Here is a 21,412-nt window from a genome sequence, read left to right on the forward strand (position 1 = left end):
ATGCCGAAATTAATATTTTTGCATCACAATTACCAAATTAAACCTTATCTATGCCTAAGTATTATTTCGACCGTTTGGAATACCTCAGTTTCTTGATTCAAAGAAAATCCACCGGAACACCTGAAAAATTAGCAGTTAAATTAAGCATTAGTGAACGCACTGTTTACGATTACGTAGAAATTTTAAGATCGTTAGGTGCAGAAATCAAGTATAACAAGGTTAAAGGCACGTATTACTATGTACAGGCAGGCCATTTTGATTTTAAATTCAAAAGAGAGAATCAATTAAGTTTATCTAAATAATATGCTTGCAGCCTTTTTGGCTCTATACATTATAGATATCAATTAAGCCACTTTAAACCAGCTTTTAAAAACTTGACAACTCTAATTCAAAGAGTGAACGATTTTCCGTATGTGAAAGCTTCACTCGCATTTATTTTCAACCTTACTTTTATCTTTTCACTATATATACTTTTACTTTACTTAGGCGTATTAAAATATACTCCTGATCCCGACATAGTAATTCAATATGACTCAATATGGTTTGATGTAATAAAAAAAGATGGGTATGTATATCATCCTAACATGATGTCTAATATGGCATTCTTCCCTCTCTTTTCTTATTTGTGGAAATGGACAGGGCTGGATGGTATGCAGATATGTTATTTCAACTTATTATTATTTTTTCTTTCCTTTCTATTTCTATTAGGGAAAAGAAAATTGAGCATTATCAACTTGTTGATAATGGCTTCATTCCCCTCATTCGCTTTTTTGTTTCTTCCATATTCAGAATCAACGTTTTTTATTTTTGGTGTACTGCTAATCAATGGTTACAAAAGCAATTCTCGCACATTTCAAATAATTGGTCTTTTGGGGTGTTGCCTTACAAGAAGCGTGTCTACAATTTTTATTCCTGCAGTTATTTTTACTGAGATATTCTCTTACCTGATGCAACGTAAAAATGTCAGGACACATATTATTAATGCAACTGTAAATACATTAACGTGTTTATTCAGCATATTAATTGTTGTTTTCATTCAGGGTTATCAAACCGGAAAATGGTTCTACTACATTGAGGTTCAAAAATATTGGAAAAGGCATTGGTTAATTCCCTCATTGCCTTTTACTACAGTATCACCCGTCAAAATGACCGGAATCGACACAATATCCTTAGTATTAGGTTTGGTTGCCCTATGTTTTTGTATTAAATATGCATTGAAATATTTTAAGAGCCAAGCCATTTTCAAAAACGAAAACGTTGTCAAAATACCAAAGTCTGTCTACTTTTCAGCACTCTATTTAGTAGGAATTTTAATACTTGACACTTGCTTTACTTACAACTTGAGAGAGCGAACTAACATGCAGTGCCTTGGCAGGCATTTGCTATGTACTGCGTTTGCGGTTGAATTCATTACCTGGCTTGTGCATGACTACACTCCTACAGCAAAAGATTTGTATGTTGCCGTTTTTATATTGTTACTTGGATGCGTTGTAACCGAGGTTTATCAATATCCTCAACACGCATTGTACTTTGTTCTTTTTTATACATCACTGCTCGTTCCTTATCTTTTTCGATATACCAGTTATATGCGTTATATGCTTTACCTGATGAATGTGTTTTTTTTAATCATATTCTATCATGACTTTTTAAGTGGCTTTTGGATTGGTTAAGGATACAAGGCATTTAAGCTCTTGTGGGATACTTTAATTTTTGTAAAATGCACTTTTTCTGCAGTCTTAATTAGCAATTTTATAAACATGATACAAAAAAAGAGGTCGTTCATCTTAGCAGCTAAGGTGCTCGGCGTATTATTATTTTGCTCAGTGTTTGCTTATAACATTGGCATCCGCATCAATTCCCAAAATGGTAAACTGTCATTGTCCACTTTGAAAGCATATGCTTTTACGGGTGACAGTAATGCTGAAGAGGAGGTAGCCAGCGCGTGCCCCGCTTGCATATTTGTAAAAGATACGCAATTGAGTCAAGCAATGTATGTTACTTCAGTAACTGGCAGTGCCGCTACGGAAGCCGGCATTCAAATAGGTACGAAGTTTAGCGCAGAATGGAGTGCGAAAATTAAAGCACAAGTAACTGCGGCACTAAAGGATGTATACAAGATTACATGTACTACCGGCGGTAAGGCAGCGTGCACGGCTACCGAAGGCGGATTTATCTTGTGTGCAACTTCAGGATGTCCAACAGCAGGAACAGTTGGTGATAAATAATTATTAATTTCTTAACCTAAACCTGGCTAAGGTAAATCTAATTAAAAGTTAATTCACAGCGAAACCTTAGCCAGTACTTATCTTTATGAAACCTAAACATACTTTCATTGTACTATTTTCAACCTATTTTCTAATTCTATCTTCATGTATTAACTCAGATAAAATAAATCTGGAGATAGATAGCTCTGCACCGTTTAAATACGAAATAAAAGTTAATAATATTTTAGACTCTGTAAACTTTAACAGCATAGTTAAGGAGTATGATTTTATACCATTGGAAACTAACGAAAAATGCCGTATAAATGATATAGAGGATATACGCGTAACTAAGAACAGGATACTTGTTATATCAAATGGAGTATATGGCTTTGATAGTCATGGTAAGTTTAAATATGCAATTAACAAGCGAGGCAAATCGTCGGGGGCATTTGTGAAATTAAACGATGTATCTGTTAATAATGATGTGTTTTACATTTACGATAACACAAATTACAGATTATCAAAGTATAACGTAGAAGACGGGCATTTTATCAGAGCCATTACACTCCCATATTCCGTGAGGCAGGTACAAGTAATTAATGATACTTTATTTATGAATAAGGCTAAAATTAATAACGGTTTTTTGGAGGGCAATCAAAACATCATGATCAGCACATTTGCCGATTTAACTAACGTAAAAGGTATGGTGAAAGAGCAAAGTTATGATTATCTGGTGGATAATCAGTTGTGGGCAGCCAATGGCCAGATATTTTGGCGTAATGTATTGAATAACGCTGTATACAAAATTAATTCGCATTCCATTGAAAATTATATTTCATTCAGTTTTGGAGAATTAAGTTTTTCGCAAAAGGAAATTGAAAAAACTTCGTTAAATAAATTAGCGCTTAATCACAATAAAATATTTAATTTAAGCAAGGTTCAGGAATCTAAACAACACATTCTTGGCCAGGCAATGATTGGTGGATTACCAATTTGGGTGATCTACAATAAAGCGTCAAATGAGTTTATTGCCTATAAAAATGTAAATTCAAGTTTACTTCAGTTTACCCCCACAAGCCAGGCGGTTGAAAACGATAAATTTTATAGGGTGCTTTCGACTATAGAAGTGAACTTTATGAGGGGAATGATCAGTCGGAATCCCATCGCAAAAACACCAAATGACCCTGAGTTCCATATTTTCAACAGTATAAAGAATTCAAAAAACGGAGACAACCCAGTCATTATTTCTTTTAAGTTGAAATAATATGAAACCCTATTTCTATATCTTGACTGTCGTATATATTTTAACAAGCATTTTGTTTTTGTTAAACCTTAAGCATAATAACAAAAGCCTTGGCCAACAATATGATAAAATTCATTATCTTGAACAAAAAAATGCACTATACAAAACGTTGCTTTATAGTAATTACTTTAATTCCCTAAAGCTCAATTCTGTAGCTAACCTACCCAACATCATAAAATACAAGGCTATTTGTCGGTATGACGATAATTGTTGCGGCTCTTGTGTATTGCAAAGTATAGCGCTTTTAGAAGAAACATTTGGCGACGAAGTTGGCGAAAAAATTCTTTTCGTTACAGGTACTAATCAATATAAAATATCTCCCAGACAAAAGAAATTTCTAACGATTGAAAAGTTTAGTGATTTGGATCAACAAAACCTGCCTTATCTGATTATACCTGATTCTAATGGGAATTTCGCCGCTTCAATTATTTTGGATCCATTATATTATGATGAAAATATTGCATTGATTAAAAAATTTAAAGAGCACAAAATTTTGTAGGTATTAAAGAGGCTTTAATACTGGAAACTTTTGCAGTTGAGTATATCTTGAATAGCTCATTATAAATCGTCGTATTCGAACTTCCTATTATAAAGATTATGCCTTATCTTTCTGAAATGACATTGATCATGCCTTCAAACTAATTGTGGAAACGTTTGCGCGTTGATTAATGACAATAATTTAAAAGTAAACCCTTCGTAAGCAAGCCATGTTTTCGCCATGCGAAAACGAGCTTGCCGGGAAACCCGGACCCGGAAATACTTCAATCTGTTCAGCATTTCCAAAAGACTTTTTTCTTTTTTAGAAAGCAATTTCCTAATTTTATATTATTGCAATAAGCCCCTGGCTTAAGCAAATCTTCTATAAGGGAACAAAGTACCTCCCGCAATCTCATTCATTTTCTTGAAAGATTACCCGTATGGAAATTTACTGTTTTTATGTTTTTCGGCATCATGCCGTATTGATTTTATCTAATTCTTTTGGCTATGGGGCAGGCCTAAGTTAACCGGGGACAACAGGCGTTCGGTCAACTTTACCATCAGGCTTACGCCAGCCGAGTTGAAGAAGCTGGAAGTTGTTGCACAGCTATGTGGCAAGGCTCCGGGTTTGCTCATGCGCGAGCGTTTCTTTAAAGGCCGCTTGCCAGAACCAAAAACAGCGAAACTTGATTATGATACTTATTTTGAACTAAAGAAGATCGGGGTCAACATAAACCAGTTAGCCAAGCGGGTCAATTCTCACCTGATGCCGGTAGGGATCTTGTCTGTGCTTAACAGGTTGCTAAAGCAGCAGGAAGCGATTATTAAACTACTACTTGATGATAGCCATTCAGAAAATTGGTAAAAGCTTTATGGGGGCATTGAGCTATAACCTCAAAAATAACAGATGAAGCTTCTTTCAATAACATTAAAAATTTTATCATATCAAATAAATCATCTTTTTTCCAGAGTAAAAAACCAAATAAAGATGGGTATGTAATCGTTGTCGATAACAAATTGTATGTATTAATAAGCAAGACTCAAAGAGATTTTTTTAACTGTTTAACGACGTCTTTGATAAAATGCCATAGTGATCATTCGATAATTCAAGAAATTCAATCCTATAATGATTGAATTTCTTGGCATAAGCGCACGTTTAACATACTTCTACTAAGGGATTCGGCCTGCGGTCAACATTGTCAGCTCATCACCAAATAACAAATACCCTCATACGAAAAAAGCCTTAAATTTTTCAACTTAAGGCTTTCATTTTACTCAGGTAGCGGGAACAGGACTCGAACCTATGACCTTCGGGTTATGAGCCCGACGAGCTACCAACTGCTCCATCCCGCACTGTTTTGGATTACAAATGTACGATTTTTTTCGGCATCATGGCAATGTTTTTACCGTACCAGGCCAAGCACCTATCAATCAACCTTATAAAATGTAATATGAGCCTTTTATTAATATAGCAATAAGACTTAATTATCATTTACGCTTAACCAAACAGGCGTTTAAAGAATCCTTTCTTCTCTGTTTTTGGGGCAGGCGGCGGCGGTATTGTTGTTTTTTGGTAGGTGGCATTGCGGGCTATTTCACCTTCGGGGAGGTTTTCGCGTGTTTCATATTCGCGCAATTGCTCCTGCGCGGCTTGTTGGTAAAGAATGGCACCTTCAATATCACAATTCAACAAATTGGAGTAGCAAACCGTTTGATTCAGGTCGAGCGGATTAGGTTCTACCACTTCGGTAGCTTCCAGTATGCCGGCATTGCTGTGCATGGCATATTCCAAGGCCTTCATAAAAATATCTATGCGCCCGTGCGAATAGAAGTTATCCATGTCCCGTTTGATGTTTTCGTCGGTATTATAATCGTGCAGCAGTTTCACCACCATATCTGCCGGGATGTATACGCCCGAGCTATAATTCTGATTGATCTGGTTATACGTAGGGTTTTCGTATTTATCGGTCAATATATCTGCCCAGGGTTTGGTGTAGGCTTTAAAGTAAGGCATATCCTGCATCATGAACGAATAGGCCGATCCTCGTGTATAAAAATACTTATCCATCAGCCCCTGTATCACGGCCATGTAGTACCCGTACGAGTTCTCGAAGGAATCGCCCGGCGGGGTTTGTACCGCCACAGCCAAAATATCCTTGTATTTATCAATAAAAAACTCGTCGAGCTGGTATTGCTTTACAACGGGTTCGATGCCGCTGAAATCATTATCGGCAATGGCTGTAAAATCTAAATCAAAAAACCAGTTACGCATATCTGATTCTTTTACCGGGTGGTAGCTGATGTCAAATCCCATAATGTTAAGGAGTTAGTTATACAATCTGTTTTACAAAAAGCAACCACGGCGAGCTATAATTGTTTGTACAATTTAAAGCAAAAAAGCCTCCCATGTTACCACGGGAGGCTCTCCATTATAGTTCCTTAATTTATGCTTTATCGATATTGGTATCGTATATCACCTTGCCATCTTTATTAATGGCCTTTACATTTACACGGCCTGCTCTTACAGAGAAATACATAAAACCATGTTCTGATGCCTCAAATTTACTGTAAGGTATGCCCGTGCTTACCGGGGTAAGTTCCGAGCCTGCACCCGAAATAAGTTGATGCGTATAGCCTTCAGGCTTTAAATGCTGCAGCGAGTGATCGTGGCCGGAGAGGTAGATATCTACCTTGTGTTTTTCAAAAACCTTAGCCAGCTTTTCGCGCATGGTGAGGGTATCGTAATTTTTGATGCGCGGGCCTACGGTGTAATAAGGGTGATGCCCTACTACGATTTTCCATTTTACATCGGGCTGTAATTGCTCCAGCGTTTTATTGAGCCATACCATTTGCTGATCTACCTGCTCTTTCAGGTTATCGTGTAAAAACGGATCGGTATCCATCATGATAAAGGCAACTTTGCCCTTATCCTTGCCTAATGAAACCTCTTTGGTATAATACCTTGCAGGCATATTCCAACGGCGACTTACCTTGCTGTAGCGAACCTGCGCATCGGGGTCGCCATGGTAATCGTGATTGCCCATTACTACGTGCCAGTCGCACTGCAAAGAATGCGCGGTATAAATATTCTCAAACGAATAATGAAACAAAGGATCCTGCTCGCTGATCACGCCATTGGGATAAAAGTTATCCCCTACCGATATCACAAAATTATTAGGGTTATTGGCACCCCAAATGCCCATTTGTTTGGCTACCTCGGTTTGGTCGTACTCGCCGTTGCGGCCCCAATCGCCAATGGCCATAAAATGCAGCGGGTAATCATCGGCCAAAGCCGCACGGGGCGATACATCTTCACTCTCTAAATGGGTTACTCCCCCATCGGCCAGCGCGGCCACCGGGGCACCAATAATTGCAGCACCAAACGCGGTAAGCGCGGTTTGCTTAACAAAATCTCTACGTTTCATTCGCTTATAAAATTAGGGCAATATATAAACAATGCAAGCAATTGCAACAATGTTGCACATTAAGCTTTTGTTATCTTTTTCTGATGCGATTGTCAGAATTGACTACACCACCGGTGCATCTGTACTTTTACCGTATTTCTCCAGCACTGCAATAATTTCGGCCAGCTTCATGGGTTTGCTCAGGTAACCGTCCATACCGGCGTTCATGCAATTCTCGCGGTCTTCTATCATGGCATTGGCGGTCATGGCTATAATAACAGGCTGGCGGCCTTCCTGCTGCCTTATCAGGCGGGTAGCTTCGAGGCCGTCCATCTCGGGCATTTGCACGTCCATAAAAATGAGGTCGTACTGTTTCTGATTTACCGCGGTCAGCACTTCCTTGCCGTTCATAAACATATCGGGATGATAGCCCATCTTTTCGAGCACGTGCAGCGCCACTTTTTGGTTCACAAGGTTATCTTCGGCAACTAAAATATTGGCAGGATATTTTTGCGCCATGTCTTTTGGCAGCACATCTTTTTCGGGGCGGTTGGTTTGCAAGCTGCCATCCTCATGCTTTAACTGACTGATGATGTGCTTATACAGCAGGTTATGCTTGGCAGGTTTGGTAAGCACCACATTAAACAGGTCGCCGCGCTGCTTGCTCTGCTGATTATCTACAGAACTCAATAAGATGATAGGCAACGCCGGGAAATCTTTTTTAATGTTGCGTGCCAGCGTTACGCCATCCATAAACGGCATATTAAAATCGGTGATCACGAGGTCAACCGGCGGCTCCGATTTCAATAGCGCTAAAGCCACATCGCCCGATTCGGCCATTACGGGCACAAACTTCCATTGTTTCAGCTGATTGTTCAAGATGCTGCGGTTAGTGGCGTTATCATCTACCACTAAAATTCGCTTACTTTCAATATCAGTAGTGTTTACGCTGATGTAGGTTGGCAGCGGTTTTACGCCAATGCGAGTATTGATACTGAACGAAAACACCGTCCCTACCCCTACCTCGCTCTTTACATCAATGTTGCCGCCCATGAGGTTAATCAACTTCTCGCTGATCACCAAACCCAGACCTGTGCCGCCGTATTTGCGGGTAGTGCCAGAATCAACCTGCGAAAAGGCTTTGAACAAACGGTTCAGTTTGTCCTCCGGGATGCCAATACCAGTGTCGCGTATGGTGAACAACAAATCGAGCTGTTCCTTATCACGATGCACGGCATCAACCCCAATAAATATCTCACCGGCACTGGTAAATTTAATGGCATTACCCACCAGGTTAATCAAAATCTGCCGCAGGCGCATGGCATCGGCTATAATATTGGCGGGCATGTTCAGCTCCATTTGGTACACCAGGTCGAGGTTGAGCTGGGAGGCCTTTTCGGCGAACAGGTCGAGCACGCTTTCCAAACAATCGCGGATATCAAAATCGCTTTCGTCCAATTCCAGATTCCCCGATTCTATTTTGGAGAAATCCAGTATATCGTTGATCACCGCTAACAAGGCATCGCCCGAACTTTTAATGGTTTCGGTATACTCCATTTGCTCGGTGGTAAGGTTGGTATTGGCCAGCAATGTCGCCATACCTATCACCCCGTTCATCGGCGTACGGATCTCGTGACTCATTGTCGCCAGGAATATGCTCTTGGCCTTATTGGCTTTTTCGGCCTCTTCCCTCGCCTGCTCGGCCAACTCGCGCGATTTACGTTCTTCGTTGGTGAGTTCTACAATGCTCTTGGTACGTTCTTCCACCACTTTTTCGAGGTTGGCTTTTTGTTGCTGTATGGTACTCATCCGCAACAAAAACAACCCGTAAATAATGGCTACGAGTGCCGCTATTGCCAGCGCCGTAAACCACCAGGTTAACCAAAACGGCGGTACAATAACTATGGTGAGCGGCGTAGCCACCGGCGACCAGCGCCCCTGGCTATCCATATAACGCAGCTTCACCTGGTATTCGCCGGGCGGCAAATTGGTATAGTAGGCCGCGTGGTGGTTACCTATATAGTTCCATTCCTTATCAAAGCCCTCCAAAAAGTAGGCGTATTGTTTTTTATCTATCGAAGCGTAATCTAACGCGGCAAACTCAAACGAGAAAACCGATTGCTGGTGCTGCAAGGTTAGCTTGCGGGTTTCGCTGATATCCTGTTTCAGCGGCGAAGGGTCGGAAGCATTTTTGGCGATGGTTAGTACTTTGTTGAACAACTGGAACGAAGTGATCACCAAAGGAGCAAAACCCACAGGCTTTTGAATGCGCGAAGGCATAAACTCGTTAAAGCCGTTGATACCGCCAAAATACAGTTTTCCGTTATGGGCTTTTAGTGCCGAGTGGGGTTTGTATTCGTCGCTCTGTAAACCATCCTCGACTGTATAATTGGTAAAGTGTTTCCGTTCCGGGTCGAACCGGGATAAGCCGCCGTTATTGCTTATCCAAAGCATGCCGTTGTTATCCTCCCTCAAGGCATAAATAATATCGCTTGGCAAACCATCCTCGCGGGTAAAAACGGTAAAATGTTCCTTCGCCGGGTCAAACAGATCGAGGCCCGATAATGTAGCCAGCCACAGCCTGCCTTTACTGTCCTCAAAAATATCGGTTACGCCGTTATTGCTGATGCTGTTGCGCTTTTCTTCGTGCACATAACGCTTAAAGGTACCGGTAGCGGGTTCAAAAAGGTTCAATCCCCCGTCAGAAGTACCTATCCAAAGATTGCCTTTCCTATCTTCGGTAAAAACATAAGCCCTGTCGCTGCTTGGGCTTTTGGGGTCGTTGGCGTTAAACTTATAATGTTTAAATATATTGGTTTTAGGGTCGTAGCAATCTATACCATCGTTAAAGGTACTTATCCAGGTTTTGCCGTCGCGGGTGTGCAGTATGTTGTAAACGTTGTTGCCTCCTATCCCGTTGGGCTTGGTTGCGTCCCGTTTATAATTTTTAAAGATATTAGTAGCAGGATCATAAATGCTCATACCATCGCCCCAGGTACCTATCCACAGCTTGCCGGTGGCATCGGGCTTAACGGCGAGTACATAATTACCGGTGATACCATTTTTCCCGTTTACAGGTTGCTTAAAGGCCGTGAACAAACGCGTTTCCGGGTCGAACTTGTTGAGGCCGCCGCCATCTGTACCTATCCAAAGTTTATGCTCTTTATCTTCGGCAATATCCAGCACAAAATTATTCGACAGGCTGAAAGGGCTGCTGTTATGCCTGTACAAGGTAAAACTTGCTGAAGTTTTTTTGTACAGGTTTACCCCGCCGCCAAACGCGCCCACCCACATGTTGTTCCGTTTATCGCGGCAAATACCGTAAACCGAGTTACCATTGAGGCTGTTATCGTCTATCTCATCGTGCTGATAGGTGGTAAATTTGCCGGTTTGGTGATTAAGTATACACAGGCCGCCGTTCTCTGTACCCAGCCACAGGTTGCCTTCCTCATCGGCATTCATGCAGTAAATGGTATTGCTGGACAGGCTGCTTTTATCGCCTGCATCGTGCAGGTAACGTTTGAAGATTTTCTTCTCTCTGTCGAACAAGAACAAACCACCCGCCTGCGTGCCCAGCCATAGGCGCCGTTGCTGATCTTCAAAAATAGTGGTTACATTATTCCCGATAACTGCCCCGGTTTGCGGGTCGTGGTACAGGTAACTGATAAAGGAATCTGTTTTTTTATCGTACAGGTTCAATCCGCCGTTGGCGGTACCTACCCAAATACGTTGCTGCGCGTCCCTAAAAACCGTGCGCGCGTTGTTATCGCTGAGGCTGCCCCCTGCTTTACCTGTAGGACTATGGTGATAAAAGATGTTCTTTTTAAGATCATACCGATCTACGCCGCCGGTTTGGGTAGCCACCCAAAGGTCGCCATGCTCATCAAAGGTGAGGTGACTCACCACGTTGCTTGCCACACTTTTGGGGTTGGCTACGTTGTGCGTATGACGAATGAATTTGCCCGTAGTTCGCTGGTACATATTTAAACCGGCCTGCGTGGCCAACCATAAATTGCCGTCTTTATCTTCGGCAATATCATTCACCATGTTATTGCTTATGCTGGTACTGTCCTTATCATCGTACCTGAACGATATAAACTGGTAGCCATCGTAACGGTTGAGGCCGTTGCGGGTGCCTATCCATATAAAGCCGCGGCTATCCTGAATAATAGTGTTTACATTTATTTGCGAAAGACCTTCGCTGGTGCCAACATGCACAAACTGTAAGCTTTTGTTTTGCGCCAACACCACGTAAGGAAGCATAAGGCCAAAAAAGGCGCTCATACCAATAAAAAACATACATATACGGTGCCGCATACACTTAAAAACTAAATGCTAAAAACTGCTTAAAGTACTTACCTTATTAATTATAGGTTTACGCCTCGTTGTACGGTTATAATGGTTTAAAGTTGCCCCGGCAGGCAATAAAACTATAGTAAACATAAGCAAAGCATTCATAAAAAAACATGATGCACGCTTATTTATACTATTTCTTCAGAAGAAAATCGATTGCTGTTGAAAAGACAGAATTTGTGCCCGTATAAATGGCCTCAATTATTTGAACTATAGTACCAAGAAAGAAGAACTACAGGCCCGAGTTACTCCTGAACAATTTGATGGCGATGGCCAGCAGGATAATACCAAAAGCCTTGCGCAAAATATCCAGCCCGGTTTTACCAAAAAGCTTTTCCAGCCACTTTACGTTTTTAAGTACGAGGTAAACAAACAGGGTATTGATAATGATACCTACCAGGATGTTCTGTGTTTGATATTGCGATTTAAGCGACAGCAAGGTGGTCATGGTACCTGCACCGGCTATCAGCGGGAATGCGATGGGTACGATAGATACCGTTTCGGGCATTTCCTCTTTAAAAAATTTGATGCCCAATATCATTTCCATCGCGATAATGAAGATCACGAGCGAACCTGCTATGGCGAAGGAAGAAATATCCAGCCCGATGACATCCAATAGCTCATTCCCCACAAACAGGAATGCCACCATCAATACCAATACCGCTATACTGGCCTTTTCCGATTCGATATGCCCGGCACGTTGCCTTAATTCGATAATTACGGGGATTGCGCCCAGTATATCAATTATGGCAAACAATATCATGGTTACCGACAGGATCTCTTTAAATATAAGTGGCTGCATAGGGGTATTTTATGAGGCGTTTTGTGACTTCAGCTTAAAACACAACAAAAATGCAATTAAAATATAGAAAGATGCTAAAAAGAATATACTATGAACAGAAATTACAGTAATAAGACCCGCGGTTACAGGCCCAAGCGTTTGCCCGATGGAAGTATATGACTGATTGATGCCCAACACTTTGCCCTGTTCTTTACTGTCGCTGTTATCGGCAATAATGGCATTGAGCATGGGGTTGCGCAGGCCGTTGAACAAGCCATACACGCAAACCGCTACCGCGAACAATATAAACCCGGTAGCAAAACCACTTAAGATCATCGCGCCGAGGCATATCAGTGTAGATATCAATAATATGATTGCTTTTGAGCTGAATGCCTTGGTGAGCAGCGGCACCAATAATTGCATTACAATTCCGGTAATGGCAAAGCCCGCGTAAAATAGGCCGATTTGTGTAGGTGATAGTTTAAGCTGATCTACACTAAAGGTTTGAAAGCCGATGATCATGCTGAACTGCGCCATGGTAAGCATAAAACCGATGAAGATGGATACACCCACTATAGGCTGTTTCAACACGGTAATGAGCCAGGCATAGTTGAATTGGTATTCTTGCTTGTCTTTCCTTTCGGTATTGGTTTCTTTCAGGAAGAGCATCGTGATCAGGATACCTGCCAAAGCGATCACCGCGGCAAAATAGAAAGGCACCTGCAAACCTATTTTACTCAGCAAGCCACCAATGGCTGGCCCGGCCACAAAGCCAAAACCGAATGCAGAACTTAAGATGCCGAAGTTTTTGGCGCGGTCTTTAGGGGATGAGATATCGGAAACCATAGCCTGCGCTACCGAAATATTGCCGCCTGTCAAGCCGTCCAGTATCCGCGCAGCGAAAAGCATAATGATACTGCGAGCCTGCGCGAACAGGATAAAGGAGATACAAGTACCTATAAGGCTGATCACCAATACGGGTTTCCTCCCCCATTTATCAGACAACGCGCCCAGTACCGGCGTGGCAAAGAATTGCGCTATAGAGAACGCTGCCGTAAGCAGGCCTATGGTATGCTCGGTAACGCCAAACTTTTTGCCGTAGCTGTACAGCAGCGGCACCACAATACCAAACCCCATGGAATTGATCACACATATTACAGCAAGTATCCACAGGCTTTTATTGGCTTTCATTTATTGGTATCGCTAATTCATAATAAGCCGTAAAAACAAAAAAGGTTCTGAATGCTCAGAACCTTTTTTGTGATGTATCAAGATTGATATATTATTCAACAAATTTAGGGTTGATAGGATCAGTAGCGCCTTCAACCTTACCATGCCTAACGTGTGAACGTTTAACACTATAACCGAAGTAGATGATGAAACCGATCAGCAACCAGCCGATCAACCTCAACCAGTTCTCTAAACCTTCGCTGGCGATCATACATAAACAAATAGCAGCGCCAAGCGGACAAACAACCTGGTATATAGGTGTTTTAAACGGACGAACCAGGTTCGGATCGGTTTTGCGCAGGATGAAGATACCCAGGCAAACCAGCACGAACGCGAATAAGGTACCGATACTCACCATGTCACCTACGATCCTGTCAGGAATAAAACCGGCGAACAACGATACGAATACAAAGAACAACCATTGTGATTTGTATGGTGTACGGAATTTAGGGTGCAGTTTAGAAAATATCTTAGGGATCAAACCATCAGTACTCATGGTATAGAATACACGGGTTTGGCCCATCAGCATCACCAGGATAACCGAAGAGAAACCTGCCAAAATAGAGATGGTTACCAAAGAAGCTAACCATGTGTAGCTTGGGCCCATGGCTGCTTTTATAGCATAAGTTACCGAAGCCTCTTTACCCTGAATTAAGAACTCTTTATAAGATACCAAACCGGTTAATACGTGTGCGAATAAGATGTAAAGCGCAGTACAGATCACCAAAGAGATCAGGATACCTTTAGGCATATCCTTTTGAGGATTCTTGGCTTCCTGTGCAGCGGTAGATACCGCGTCGAAACCGATGAAAGCGAAGAACACCACACTCGCGCCGCGCAATACGCCAAGCCAGCCGTGATTAAAGGTAGCACCGTAATCAATAACACCAGTACTTACCTTTACCTGGCCCGCGTCAGCAGGGATCAAGTATGGGGTGTGGTTAGCAGGGTTAATGAACTGCCAGCCTAAACCAATGATCAATAATACGATAGCAACCTTTACAATAACGATAACGTTGTTTACACCTGCCGATTCAGCAGTACCGCGAATAAGCAGTAACGAAAGCAGGAATAAAATAAGTATAGCAGGCAGGTTGATGATACCATGCGAGCCTAATTCGGCAGCGTACATGCCTGTAGTGGTATTTGATACCTCCCACGGACCGTGCGACCACGCGTAGGGTATGTGCACATTAGTAAAAGTATACAGGGCCTCATTAAAGTACTGCGACCAGCCTATGGATACCGTTGCTGCGCCAAGGGCATATTCGAGTACTAAATCCCACCCTATGATCCAGGCGATGAACTCGCCCATGGTGGCATAAGAGTAAGTGTAAGCCGAACCAGCGATAGGGATCATACTGGCAAATTCAGCGTAACATAATCCGGCAAGGGCGCAACCCGCTGCCGCGATAAGAAATGAAATGGTAACGGCCGGACCGGCGTGTTCACCTGCAGCAGATGCAGTACGCACAAAAATACCGGCTCCGATAATTGCACCAATACCTAACGCTACCAGCGATACAGGACCCAGCGTACGCTTAAGCGAATCTGCTGTCTCTGCCGTGGCGGCCATTAGTTGAGCAATAGGTTTTTTAATAAAAAGCTTCATCTTTTAATTTGTAAGATCAGTTAAATAAGTACAAATACTTCCCCAAACGTACTTAAATTTATTGAAATCGTAAAGTATAGATTACAACAAACCATTTATTATAAATTTTGTATGCAATATTTTATAAATGCAACAATATAAACAGTATTTAAAACCCTAAACAGCCAAACGCTTATTTAAAATCACAACCTTTTAGCGCCTTAAAACAGGCACGTGGCTTTTTAAACCCACTTTAAGCGAAAACGCGCATGTAAACTGTCTTTATAACAGTAAAACTATCGCGCGGCCACACATCTGAAGCCCAAATGCTCCATTCCGCTGTCTTCGGTGCTTTTCATACGCCGGGCTACACGGTACCCCGAGCAATAACTATCATTACACAAAAACGAGCCGCCCCTGATCACCCTTTTCTTAGCATTTGGCTCTTCAGGGTCATAACTTGTGGCCGGGCCTCGCGGGTCTTTTACGCCGTTCGGCTTATTTACCTCGCTGTAATATTGGTTGTGGTACAAGTCGGCACACCACTCCCATACATTGCCTGCCATATCGTAAAGTTTATAGTTATTGGGGCTAAAGCTTTTTACGGGTGCCGCGCGATAGTATTTATCCTTCACCGTATTCTTCCAGGGGAAGCTCCCCTGCCAGCTATTGGCTTTGGGTTTACCGGCATCAACCGCCTCGTTACCCCATGGGTAAATGTTATTCTTCAATCCGCCACGCGCGGCCCACTCCCATTCTGCTTCAGTAGGGAGGCGCTTACCTGCCCATTTGCAGTAAGCCAGGGCATCGTAATACGAAATGTGTACTACCGGGTAGTTTTCCTTACCCTTGATAGTACTCGCAGGCCCTTGCGGGTGCTGCCAGTTGGCTCCTTTTTGCCACGACCACCATTGCGCGTAATTATCCAATGCTATTTCATGATCGGGAGGGGAAAACACCAGCGATGCCGGTACCAGCAGGCTTTCATCGGGCTTGGGTGTGCCCGGCGGCAGTTGCTTCTTCAGTTCTTCCCAGTCGGGTTTTTGCTCGGCAGTAGTGAGGTAGCCGGTAGCCTTTACAAATTTTTCGAACTGCGCGTTGGTCACCTCGGTAATATCCATCCAAAAACCCGATACCTCTACTTTATGTTTTGGGTACTCATCTTCGGCAGCCTGCTCATTATCGCCTCCCATCAGGTATTCCCCACCAGGGATCCAAACCATACCCTCATGGTTTTTCAGCTTTCCCGATGCCACGTTACCGCTATCCGTCTTTATGGCGCCATAGCGCGATGGCAAATTAGATTCGCAATACACGGCCTTTTTCTTGCGCAATGCGGCAAGCGTATCTTTTTTCGTTCCCGTTTTATTACCGTCACCACAGGCAGATACCAGCAAAGCCAGCATGCCCAGCATAACTACGCTGATCCGGTTGGCGTTACCCGCTATCATTTTTTGAATTGATCGCATGCTTTAGCCGCCTATCTCGGTTTTGGGTATACTTTGTTGTTTTGCGCCCAGGTATGCCACAGGCTGCTTAACTGGCTCACCTTTTCGGGGTATTTACCGGCAACATCATTTATCTCGGTTTCGTCGCCGTTAATGCGGTATAGCCTCCAGGTGGTATCGTTTGATAAGGATACCATTTTCCAGTCTTTAGCCCTTACATAGCGTGCGCGGAAATGTTCGTTAAACAATACCTCATCCTCCGCGGCCTTGCCCTTAAACGAGCTTACCATGCTTTTGCTTTGCGATGGCAATACTTTACGGCCCTTGTATTCTGTTGGATATTTGGCTTTGGCTACCTCGATAAAAGTGGCCATAAAATCTTTCACGTGGCCCATCTGCGCGGATACACCGCCCTTTTTAGTGGTAATCCCCTTCGGCCAAAAAGCGATCATCGGCGTATGTACCCCACCCTCGTACGATTCGGCTTTCCAGTAGCGGTATGGTGTATTGGCCACATTGGCCCAGCGCTGCCCTATCGACGCATAAGAAGTTTGCTTACCCGGAATGATCTGTTTTTTCAGGTCGTAAACGATCTTTTCGCCGGTACGTGTTTGGTCGGGGCGGTCAAAACCCGGGCCATAGGCGGTACAGTTTTCATTACTGGCGCCGTTGTCACTCAAGAAAACGATCAGTGTATTTTCCAGCTGACCTGTTTCTTTCAGGGCTTTAATAATGCGGCCTATGCCTTGATCCATACGATCAATCATGGCGGCATGTACGGCCATGGCGGCGGCATCCCATTCTTTATCAGGGTTATCTTCCCATTTCAATTTATCATTAACACGTTCAGACAGCGGCGCTTTTTTCGGGTCGATAACACCAGCCTTCACCAGTCGACGGTAGCGGGCCGCACGGATGCTGTCCCAACCCACTTTGTAGGTATCTTTGTACTTGGCAATATCTTCGGGTAATGCCATCAGCGGCCAGTGCGGCGCGTTTTCGGCTACGTATAAAAAGAAGGGCTTGTCGCTTTTACTCATCTGCCTGATGTATGAGGCGGCAGTATCGTTTATGGCATCGGTATGATAATAATTTTTAGGTACTGTTTTCACCGGTTCGGTACCGTTAACCAAACTGAAAGGGTCGAAGAAATCGACCACACCCCAAATAGTACCATAAAATTTTTCAAACCCGCGACTGGTTGGGTACTGCTCTATCGGCGAAAAGGTGGGGTGGTACGACTGATGGTTCAACCATTTCATTTGTTCCTGGGGATCTTTTTGGCCTATAGTATTTGATACATGCCACTTACCCGTCATAGCGGTATGGTAACCGGCCTGCTTCAGCACCTCGGCAATGGTTACCGAATTTTCAGACAGATGGCCAAGGTAGCCCGGCTCGTCTTCAACATCCGTCATGTTACCGATACCTGCCTGCTGGTTATACAGGCCCGTTAAAAGTGAAGCACGTGTAGGGCAGCAGCGTGAAGTATTATAAAAGCGGGTATATTTTATCCCCTGCGATGCCAGGTAATCGATATTTGGTGTATGGATCTCCGACCCGTAACAACCCACGTCAGAAAAACCCAGGTCATCGGCCATAATGAGTACGATGTTAGGCCGGTTATCTTTCGCCTTTGGCGGGGCCGGTCGTTTAAAGAACACAAAAAGTGAAGCTATCGCGATAGCGGTAATGGATAAAACAATCTTCTTCATAGTTTATGTGGTGACAGGTATACTTCGCGCTCCGCTACCGCGGGAAATGCAAAATCGATTAACCAAACGCCCAATATAAACACAAAAATTAAAGCCTGATAATTAATCACAAAAATGTGGCAAAAGTAAAAGCTTAACACTTTGCAGTACAGATATTATATAGACTTATTAAATTTGTGGTATTAACAAAATCTAATCCTTTGATCAAATTGAATAATTAAAATGAAAAAAATATTATTTGTCATCTTGCTCTTATCCGGCTTAACTACACAAGCTCAAAAGATCATACAACTTGATGACTTATCTGTATCAGATACCCTGCTAAATGATAAAGCCATAATCTATGGTAATTTTATACAGCGCCTTAAGTTTTCAAGCGGAGGTTTCCCTCAAGACATTCGTTTAAAAGACACCCTTACAAAAAACATTTACGCCTTCAGGGTTAAGCCAACTTTTAAATCGGCCAAAGAAAACTTGTTTTGCTATTATTTACCGCCCGGCACTTATCAGTTGCTTAACTACTGGTATACCGAAAGCAAATGGTATGGTGGTAAAGTGTTTACAGAAGGAATATTATCTACAGCAAATAAACCTTTATTTGTAACTGTTAAGCCTAACAAAATTTACTACCTGGGTGATTGGCATTTTGAAACCACAAACCATTTTTTTGTTGATCAGAAAGCCACTTGTGATTCACTACTCAAAAAAAGAAATGTTGCATTAAAATTGGAAACGGCACTTACTACACTTCCAACAGACAGTTTATGAGCGCTTAACATTAAACCTGATAATATAATCACAAAAATGTGGCAAAAGGGAAGAGGTGACTCTTACCTCCCCAGCAAAGGATTGAACCAGCTTGCCCACGAATTGAAATTATGGCCTTCCGTACCGTTGGCCTTAAGCTCAATTACCTTTACGTTTTTAATATCGATATTAACATTGGCATGCTCCCCTACCCTTAACGCGGGCGACTCGTACAGCACCTTGCCATCGCCAATTACGGTAAACTTTGCCGAACCCTGCTGGTGGGCAAAATCGCGCAGACCAACAACTGCCGAGAACCTGTTCCATTTTTTATTTAAGCGAAATGTGTAGGTAGAGGGCGAATGCGCGAATATTCCCTTTTCAAATAGCTGGCCCTGGTTTTCAAGAAAAAATGTCTGCTCTGCCTCTGTTGTAAAATAATTGCGCGCGGGTTTTTCCCAGCCAACATTGGCAACTTCCCACTTAGCATCCGACAGGTAAAGGCTGTCGCCCTTAAATGCAGTCGCGTCAACCGGCGGCGCCGCTTTGATGATATCCTCCAATATTTTGAGCTTTAGCTTGATTTGAGGCGTTTTTTCACTTTTAGAAAGGCGGGTGTAATATTCTTTAATATCCACCGTGCTTACACCCGGTACATTCAGCAATTCGGCACCGCTGCCACTAACATCAAAAAGTTTATTAAATACCTGCAATGTGCCGTTCGGAAACATAAACATCAGGGTTGCCCGGTATACCCCGGCCGGCCACTTTTTCAGCAGTATGTTTAATGGCCCTGTAGCCGCTATGGGGTAAATGGAACTTTCGTTGAAATACTCGTTGGCATTAACCGAATGTACCAATACTGTTAACGCGTAAGGCGACTGGCTGCCGCTGATATTGGCTTTAAACTGTATGCCATTATCCTGGTTTTGAAGATTAATATCGCTTAACGTGAGCGATGTATGCGTGTTGATCTCCCTGCGCGATTTAGTGAACACCGGGTGACTAAGCAATTGCAATATACCCGCCGCCGAAATACGAGAGGTTTTGTCGCCCCAAAGGTAACCACCGAAATGGCGGCTGCCATACTCGCCCATTAGCGATATGGTTGACGCGGTGAGTTCTGCAGGGTTGCCAAAATCATGATATAAACCAAACATGTGCCCCATCTCGTGCGCTATACCGCCAATATACCAGCTGTTAAACTCGGCAACGCCACATTCTTTAAACATGTTGGCCCGTTCGGTAAACCTCATGCGGGTAACTGTATCGGTAAGCAATTTGGGGTCGAGCAACTCATTGTCGGAAGCGTAGCACACCCCTCTTTCTGATGAGCCCGTACCCATGTAGGGCGAATGAAATACATAAACCCCGTCATCCCGCTGATAGGTAAGCCCAGTTAATACCAGTACATGATCGTTAGCGAAATCTATTTTACCGGCGGCTTTCCTGGCTATTTCTGATTGAATCAGCGCCCCCGAATTAACATCGTAGGCTTTAGAATATTGGTCGCCCGCTATAACGGTGATCACATATTTTTTACCCGATCTTTCAAAGTTAACACCATCGGTTTTAATACCGAACCGTTTAAATTCTTCTATATAAAAATTGTTTACGGCAGTAAGGGTACGGTCTAAACGTTCGTTCCAGTTAGCGAGGGGTTGGCGATCGCTACCGTGAAAATAAACCACCTTAACCACATTATTAGCCTTGTCGGCCCCGGAATGATATTTTTTTATCACCTTTTCTGCCCCTGCTATGATCTCCTTATCGCCCGGTTTTACTTGCGAAAAGCCGGATATTGGCAATAGCGTTAAAAAGAATAGTATTATTCGAGTTAATGGTTTAGAAAAATGGCTGTTCATAAGGTTAATTGGTGTGGAACCGAAAGTATAAAAAATAAGGGGATTATTTAGTATGCGCTATATCTCTTACAGAGAAATCGCTTAAAGTTTTACTCCGCATAGCCGCCAATTTAAGCGTTAAAGCAAAGAGCATAATCAACTCACCCGATCTACGCTTCGCTGGACCGCCCTCTCTTTGCAAGCAAAAAGAGGGAAGGAATAAATTAAAAAAATATGTAAGCCCTCTTTACGCTTGCGTAGAGGTACTGTCTTTAAAAGCAAATAATATTTAATAATTTTGATCATTCAATGAGG

The 21,412-nt window shown here is 42.8% G+C and carries 15 protein-coding genes, 1 tRNA gene and 1 pseudogene; 7 read left to right on the plus strand and 10 right to left on the minus strand.

Annotated features, from left to right (window positions below):
- Window positions 1-50 precede the first annotated feature (50 nt).
- From ABD894_RS22280 to ABD894_RS22305, 6 genes and pseudogenes are all read left to right on the plus strand, one after another.
- Window positions 51-302, plus strand: a complete 252-nt coding sequence (locus ABD894_RS22280; RefSeq protein WP_345213294.1) for an HTH domain-containing protein — start codon at window positions 51-53, stop codon at window positions 300-302.
- Between the two features lie 72 nt (window positions 303-374).
- Window positions 375-1,670 (plus strand): hypothetical protein, encoded by a 1,296-nt coding sequence (locus ABD894_RS22285; protein ID WP_345213295.1) that lies wholly within the window; start codon window positions 375-377, stop codon window positions 1,668-1,670.
- 87 nt (window positions 1,671-1,757) lie between these two features.
- The gene (locus tag ABD894_RS22290) at window positions 1,758-2,225 is read left to right on the plus strand and encodes a hypothetical protein (protein ID WP_345213296.1); all 468 of its coding nucleotides are present in this window, start codon (window positions 1,758-1,760) and stop codon (window positions 2,223-2,225) included.
- A gap of 85 nt (window positions 2,226-2,310) precedes the next feature.
- Window positions 2,311-3,468 (plus strand): 6-bladed beta-propeller, encoded by a 1,158-nt coding sequence (locus ABD894_RS22295; protein WP_345213297.1) that lies wholly within the window; start codon window positions 2,311-2,313, stop codon window positions 3,466-3,468.
- A gap of 1 nt (window position 3,469) precedes the next feature.
- Window positions 3,470-4,006 carry a hypothetical protein gene (locus tag ABD894_RS22300; RefSeq protein WP_345213298.1) on the plus strand — a complete coding sequence of 179 codons (537 nt, stop codon included), beginning with the start codon at window positions 3,470-3,472 and terminating at the stop codon, window positions 4,004-4,006.
- A gap of 528 nt (window positions 4,007-4,534) precedes the next feature.
- Window positions 4,535-4,849, plus strand: a pseudogene (locus tag ABD894_RS22305) (plasmid mobilization protein); the annotation flags it as partial.
- 415 nt (window positions 4,850-5,264) lie between these two features.
- Here ABD894_RS22305 and ABD894_RS22310 read toward each other — a convergent pair.
- From ABD894_RS22310 to ABD894_RS22350, 9 genes are all read right to left on the minus strand, one after another.
- Window positions 5,265-5,337, minus strand: a tRNA-Met gene (locus ABD894_RS22310).
- Between the two features lie 145 nt (window positions 5,338-5,482).
- On the minus strand, window positions 5,483-6,298 hold the full coding sequence (locus tag ABD894_RS22315) for a hypothetical protein (RefSeq protein ID WP_345213300.1): 816 nt from the start codon (window positions 6,296-6,298) through the stop codon (window positions 5,483-5,485).
- Window positions 6,299-6,428: 130 nt separating this feature from the next.
- Window positions 6,429-7,409, minus strand: a complete 981-nt coding sequence (locus tag ABD894_RS22320; RefSeq protein ID WP_345213301.1) for a purple acid phosphatase family protein — start codon at window positions 7,407-7,409, stop codon at window positions 6,429-6,431.
- Window positions 7,410-7,511: 102 nt separating this feature from the next.
- Window positions 7,512-11,672, minus strand: coding sequence for a hybrid sensor histidine kinase/response regulator (locus ABD894_RS22325; RefSeq protein WP_345213302.1), 4,161 nt, complete (start codon window positions 11,670-11,672; stop codon window positions 7,512-7,514).
- A gap of 301 nt (window positions 11,673-11,973) precedes the next feature.
- Window positions 11,974-12,543 (minus strand): MarC family protein, encoded by a 570-nt coding sequence (locus ABD894_RS22330; RefSeq protein ID WP_345213303.1) that lies wholly within the window; start codon window positions 12,541-12,543, stop codon window positions 11,974-11,976.
- A gap of 9 nt (window positions 12,544-12,552) precedes the next feature.
- Window positions 12,553-13,713: an MFS transporter gene (locus ABD894_RS22335; protein WP_345213304.1), complete on the minus strand. Its 1,161-nt coding sequence runs from the start codon at window positions 13,711-13,713 to the stop codon at window positions 12,553-12,555.
- Between the two features lie 91 nt (window positions 13,714-13,804).
- Window positions 13,805-15,364, minus strand: a complete 1,560-nt coding sequence (locus ABD894_RS22340; RefSeq protein ID WP_345213305.1) for an amino acid permease — start codon at window positions 15,362-15,364, stop codon at window positions 13,805-13,807.
- 275 nt (window positions 15,365-15,639) lie between these two features.
- Window positions 15,640-16,812, minus strand: coding sequence for a formylglycine-generating enzyme family protein (locus tag ABD894_RS22345; RefSeq protein WP_345213306.1), 1,173 nt, complete (start codon window positions 16,810-16,812; stop codon window positions 15,640-15,642).
- Between the two features lie 11 nt (window positions 16,813-16,823).
- A complete protein-coding gene (locus tag ABD894_RS22350) occupies window positions 16,824-18,506 on the minus strand; it encodes an arylsulfatase (RefSeq protein WP_345213307.1) in 1,683 nt (560 codons plus the stop codon).
- A 222-nt stretch (window positions 18,507-18,728) separates the two neighbouring features.
- Between ABD894_RS22350 and ABD894_RS22355 the strand changes: the two genes are divergently transcribed.
- Window positions 18,729-19,274, plus strand: a complete 546-nt coding sequence (locus ABD894_RS22355) for a hypothetical protein (RefSeq protein ID WP_345213308.1) — start codon at window positions 18,729-18,731, stop codon at window positions 19,272-19,274.
- A 62-nt stretch (window positions 19,275-19,336) separates the two neighbouring features.
- Here the strand turns inward: ABD894_RS22355 and ABD894_RS22360 are convergent, their stop codons facing one another.
- Window positions 19,337-21,118, minus strand: a complete 1,782-nt coding sequence (locus ABD894_RS22360) for an NPCBM/NEW2 domain-containing protein (RefSeq protein WP_345213309.1) — start codon at window positions 21,116-21,118, stop codon at window positions 19,337-19,339.
- Between the last annotated feature and the right edge of the window lie 294 nt (window positions 21,119-21,412).

This window comes from Mucilaginibacter gynuensis (assembly GCF_039541195.1).
Classification (GTDB): Bacteria; Bacteroidota; Bacteroidia; order Sphingobacteriales; family Sphingobacteriaceae; genus Mucilaginibacter; species Mucilaginibacter gynuensis.

Bases quoted from the DNA above. Each gene is read 5' to 3' on its own strand.
- ABD894_RS22300 (WP_345213298.1), top strand. From the start codon at position 3,470: ATGAAACCCTATTTCTATATCTTGACTGTCGTATATATTTTAACAAGC.
- ABD894_RS22320 (WP_345213301.1), bottom strand. From the start codon at position 7,409: ATGAAACGTAGAGATTTTGTTAAGCAAACCGCGCTTACCGCGTTTGGT.
- ABD894_RS22315 (WP_345213300.1), bottom strand. From the start codon at position 6,298: ATGGGATTTGACATCAGCTACCACCCGGTAAAAGAATCAGATATGCGT.
- ABD894_RS22335 (WP_345213304.1), bottom strand. From the start codon at position 13,713: ATGAAAGCCAATAAAAGCCTGTGGATACTTGCTGTAATATGTGTGATC.
- ABD894_RS22295 (WP_345213297.1), top strand. From the start codon at position 2,311: ATGAAACCTAAACATACTTTCATTGTACTATTTTCAACCTATTTTCTA.
- ABD894_RS22325 (WP_345213302.1), bottom strand. From the start codon at position 11,672: ATGAGCGCCTTTTTTGGCCTTATGCTTCCTTACGTGGTGTTGGCGCAA.
- ABD894_RS22355 (WP_345213308.1), top strand. From the start codon at position 18,729: ATGAAAAAAATATTATTTGTCATCTTGCTCTTATCCGGCTTAACTACA.
- ABD894_RS22350 (WP_345213307.1), bottom strand. From the start codon at position 18,506: ATGAAGAAGATTGTTTTATCCATTACCGCTATCGCGATAGCTTCACTT.
- ABD894_RS22340 (WP_345213305.1), bottom strand. From the start codon at position 15,364: ATGAAGCTTTTTATTAAAAAACCTATTGCTCAACTAATGGCCGCCACG.
- ABD894_RS22290 (WP_345213296.1), top strand. From the start codon at position 1,758: ATGATACAAAAAAAGAGGTCGTTCATCTTAGCAGCTAAGGTGCTCGGC.
- ABD894_RS22330 (WP_345213303.1), bottom strand. From the start codon at position 12,543: ATGCAGCCACTTATATTTAAAGAGATCCTGTCGGTAACCATGATATTG.
- ABD894_RS22345 (WP_345213306.1), bottom strand. From the start codon at position 16,812: ATGCGATCAATTCAAAAAATGATAGCGGGTAACGCCAACCGGATCAGC.
- ABD894_RS22360 (WP_345213309.1), bottom strand. From the start codon at position 21,118: ATGAACAGCCATTTTTCTAAACCATTAACTCGAATAATACTATTCTTT.
- ABD894_RS22280 (WP_345213294.1), top strand. From the start codon at position 51: ATGCCTAAGTATTATTTCGACCGTTTGGAATACCTCAGTTTCTTGATT.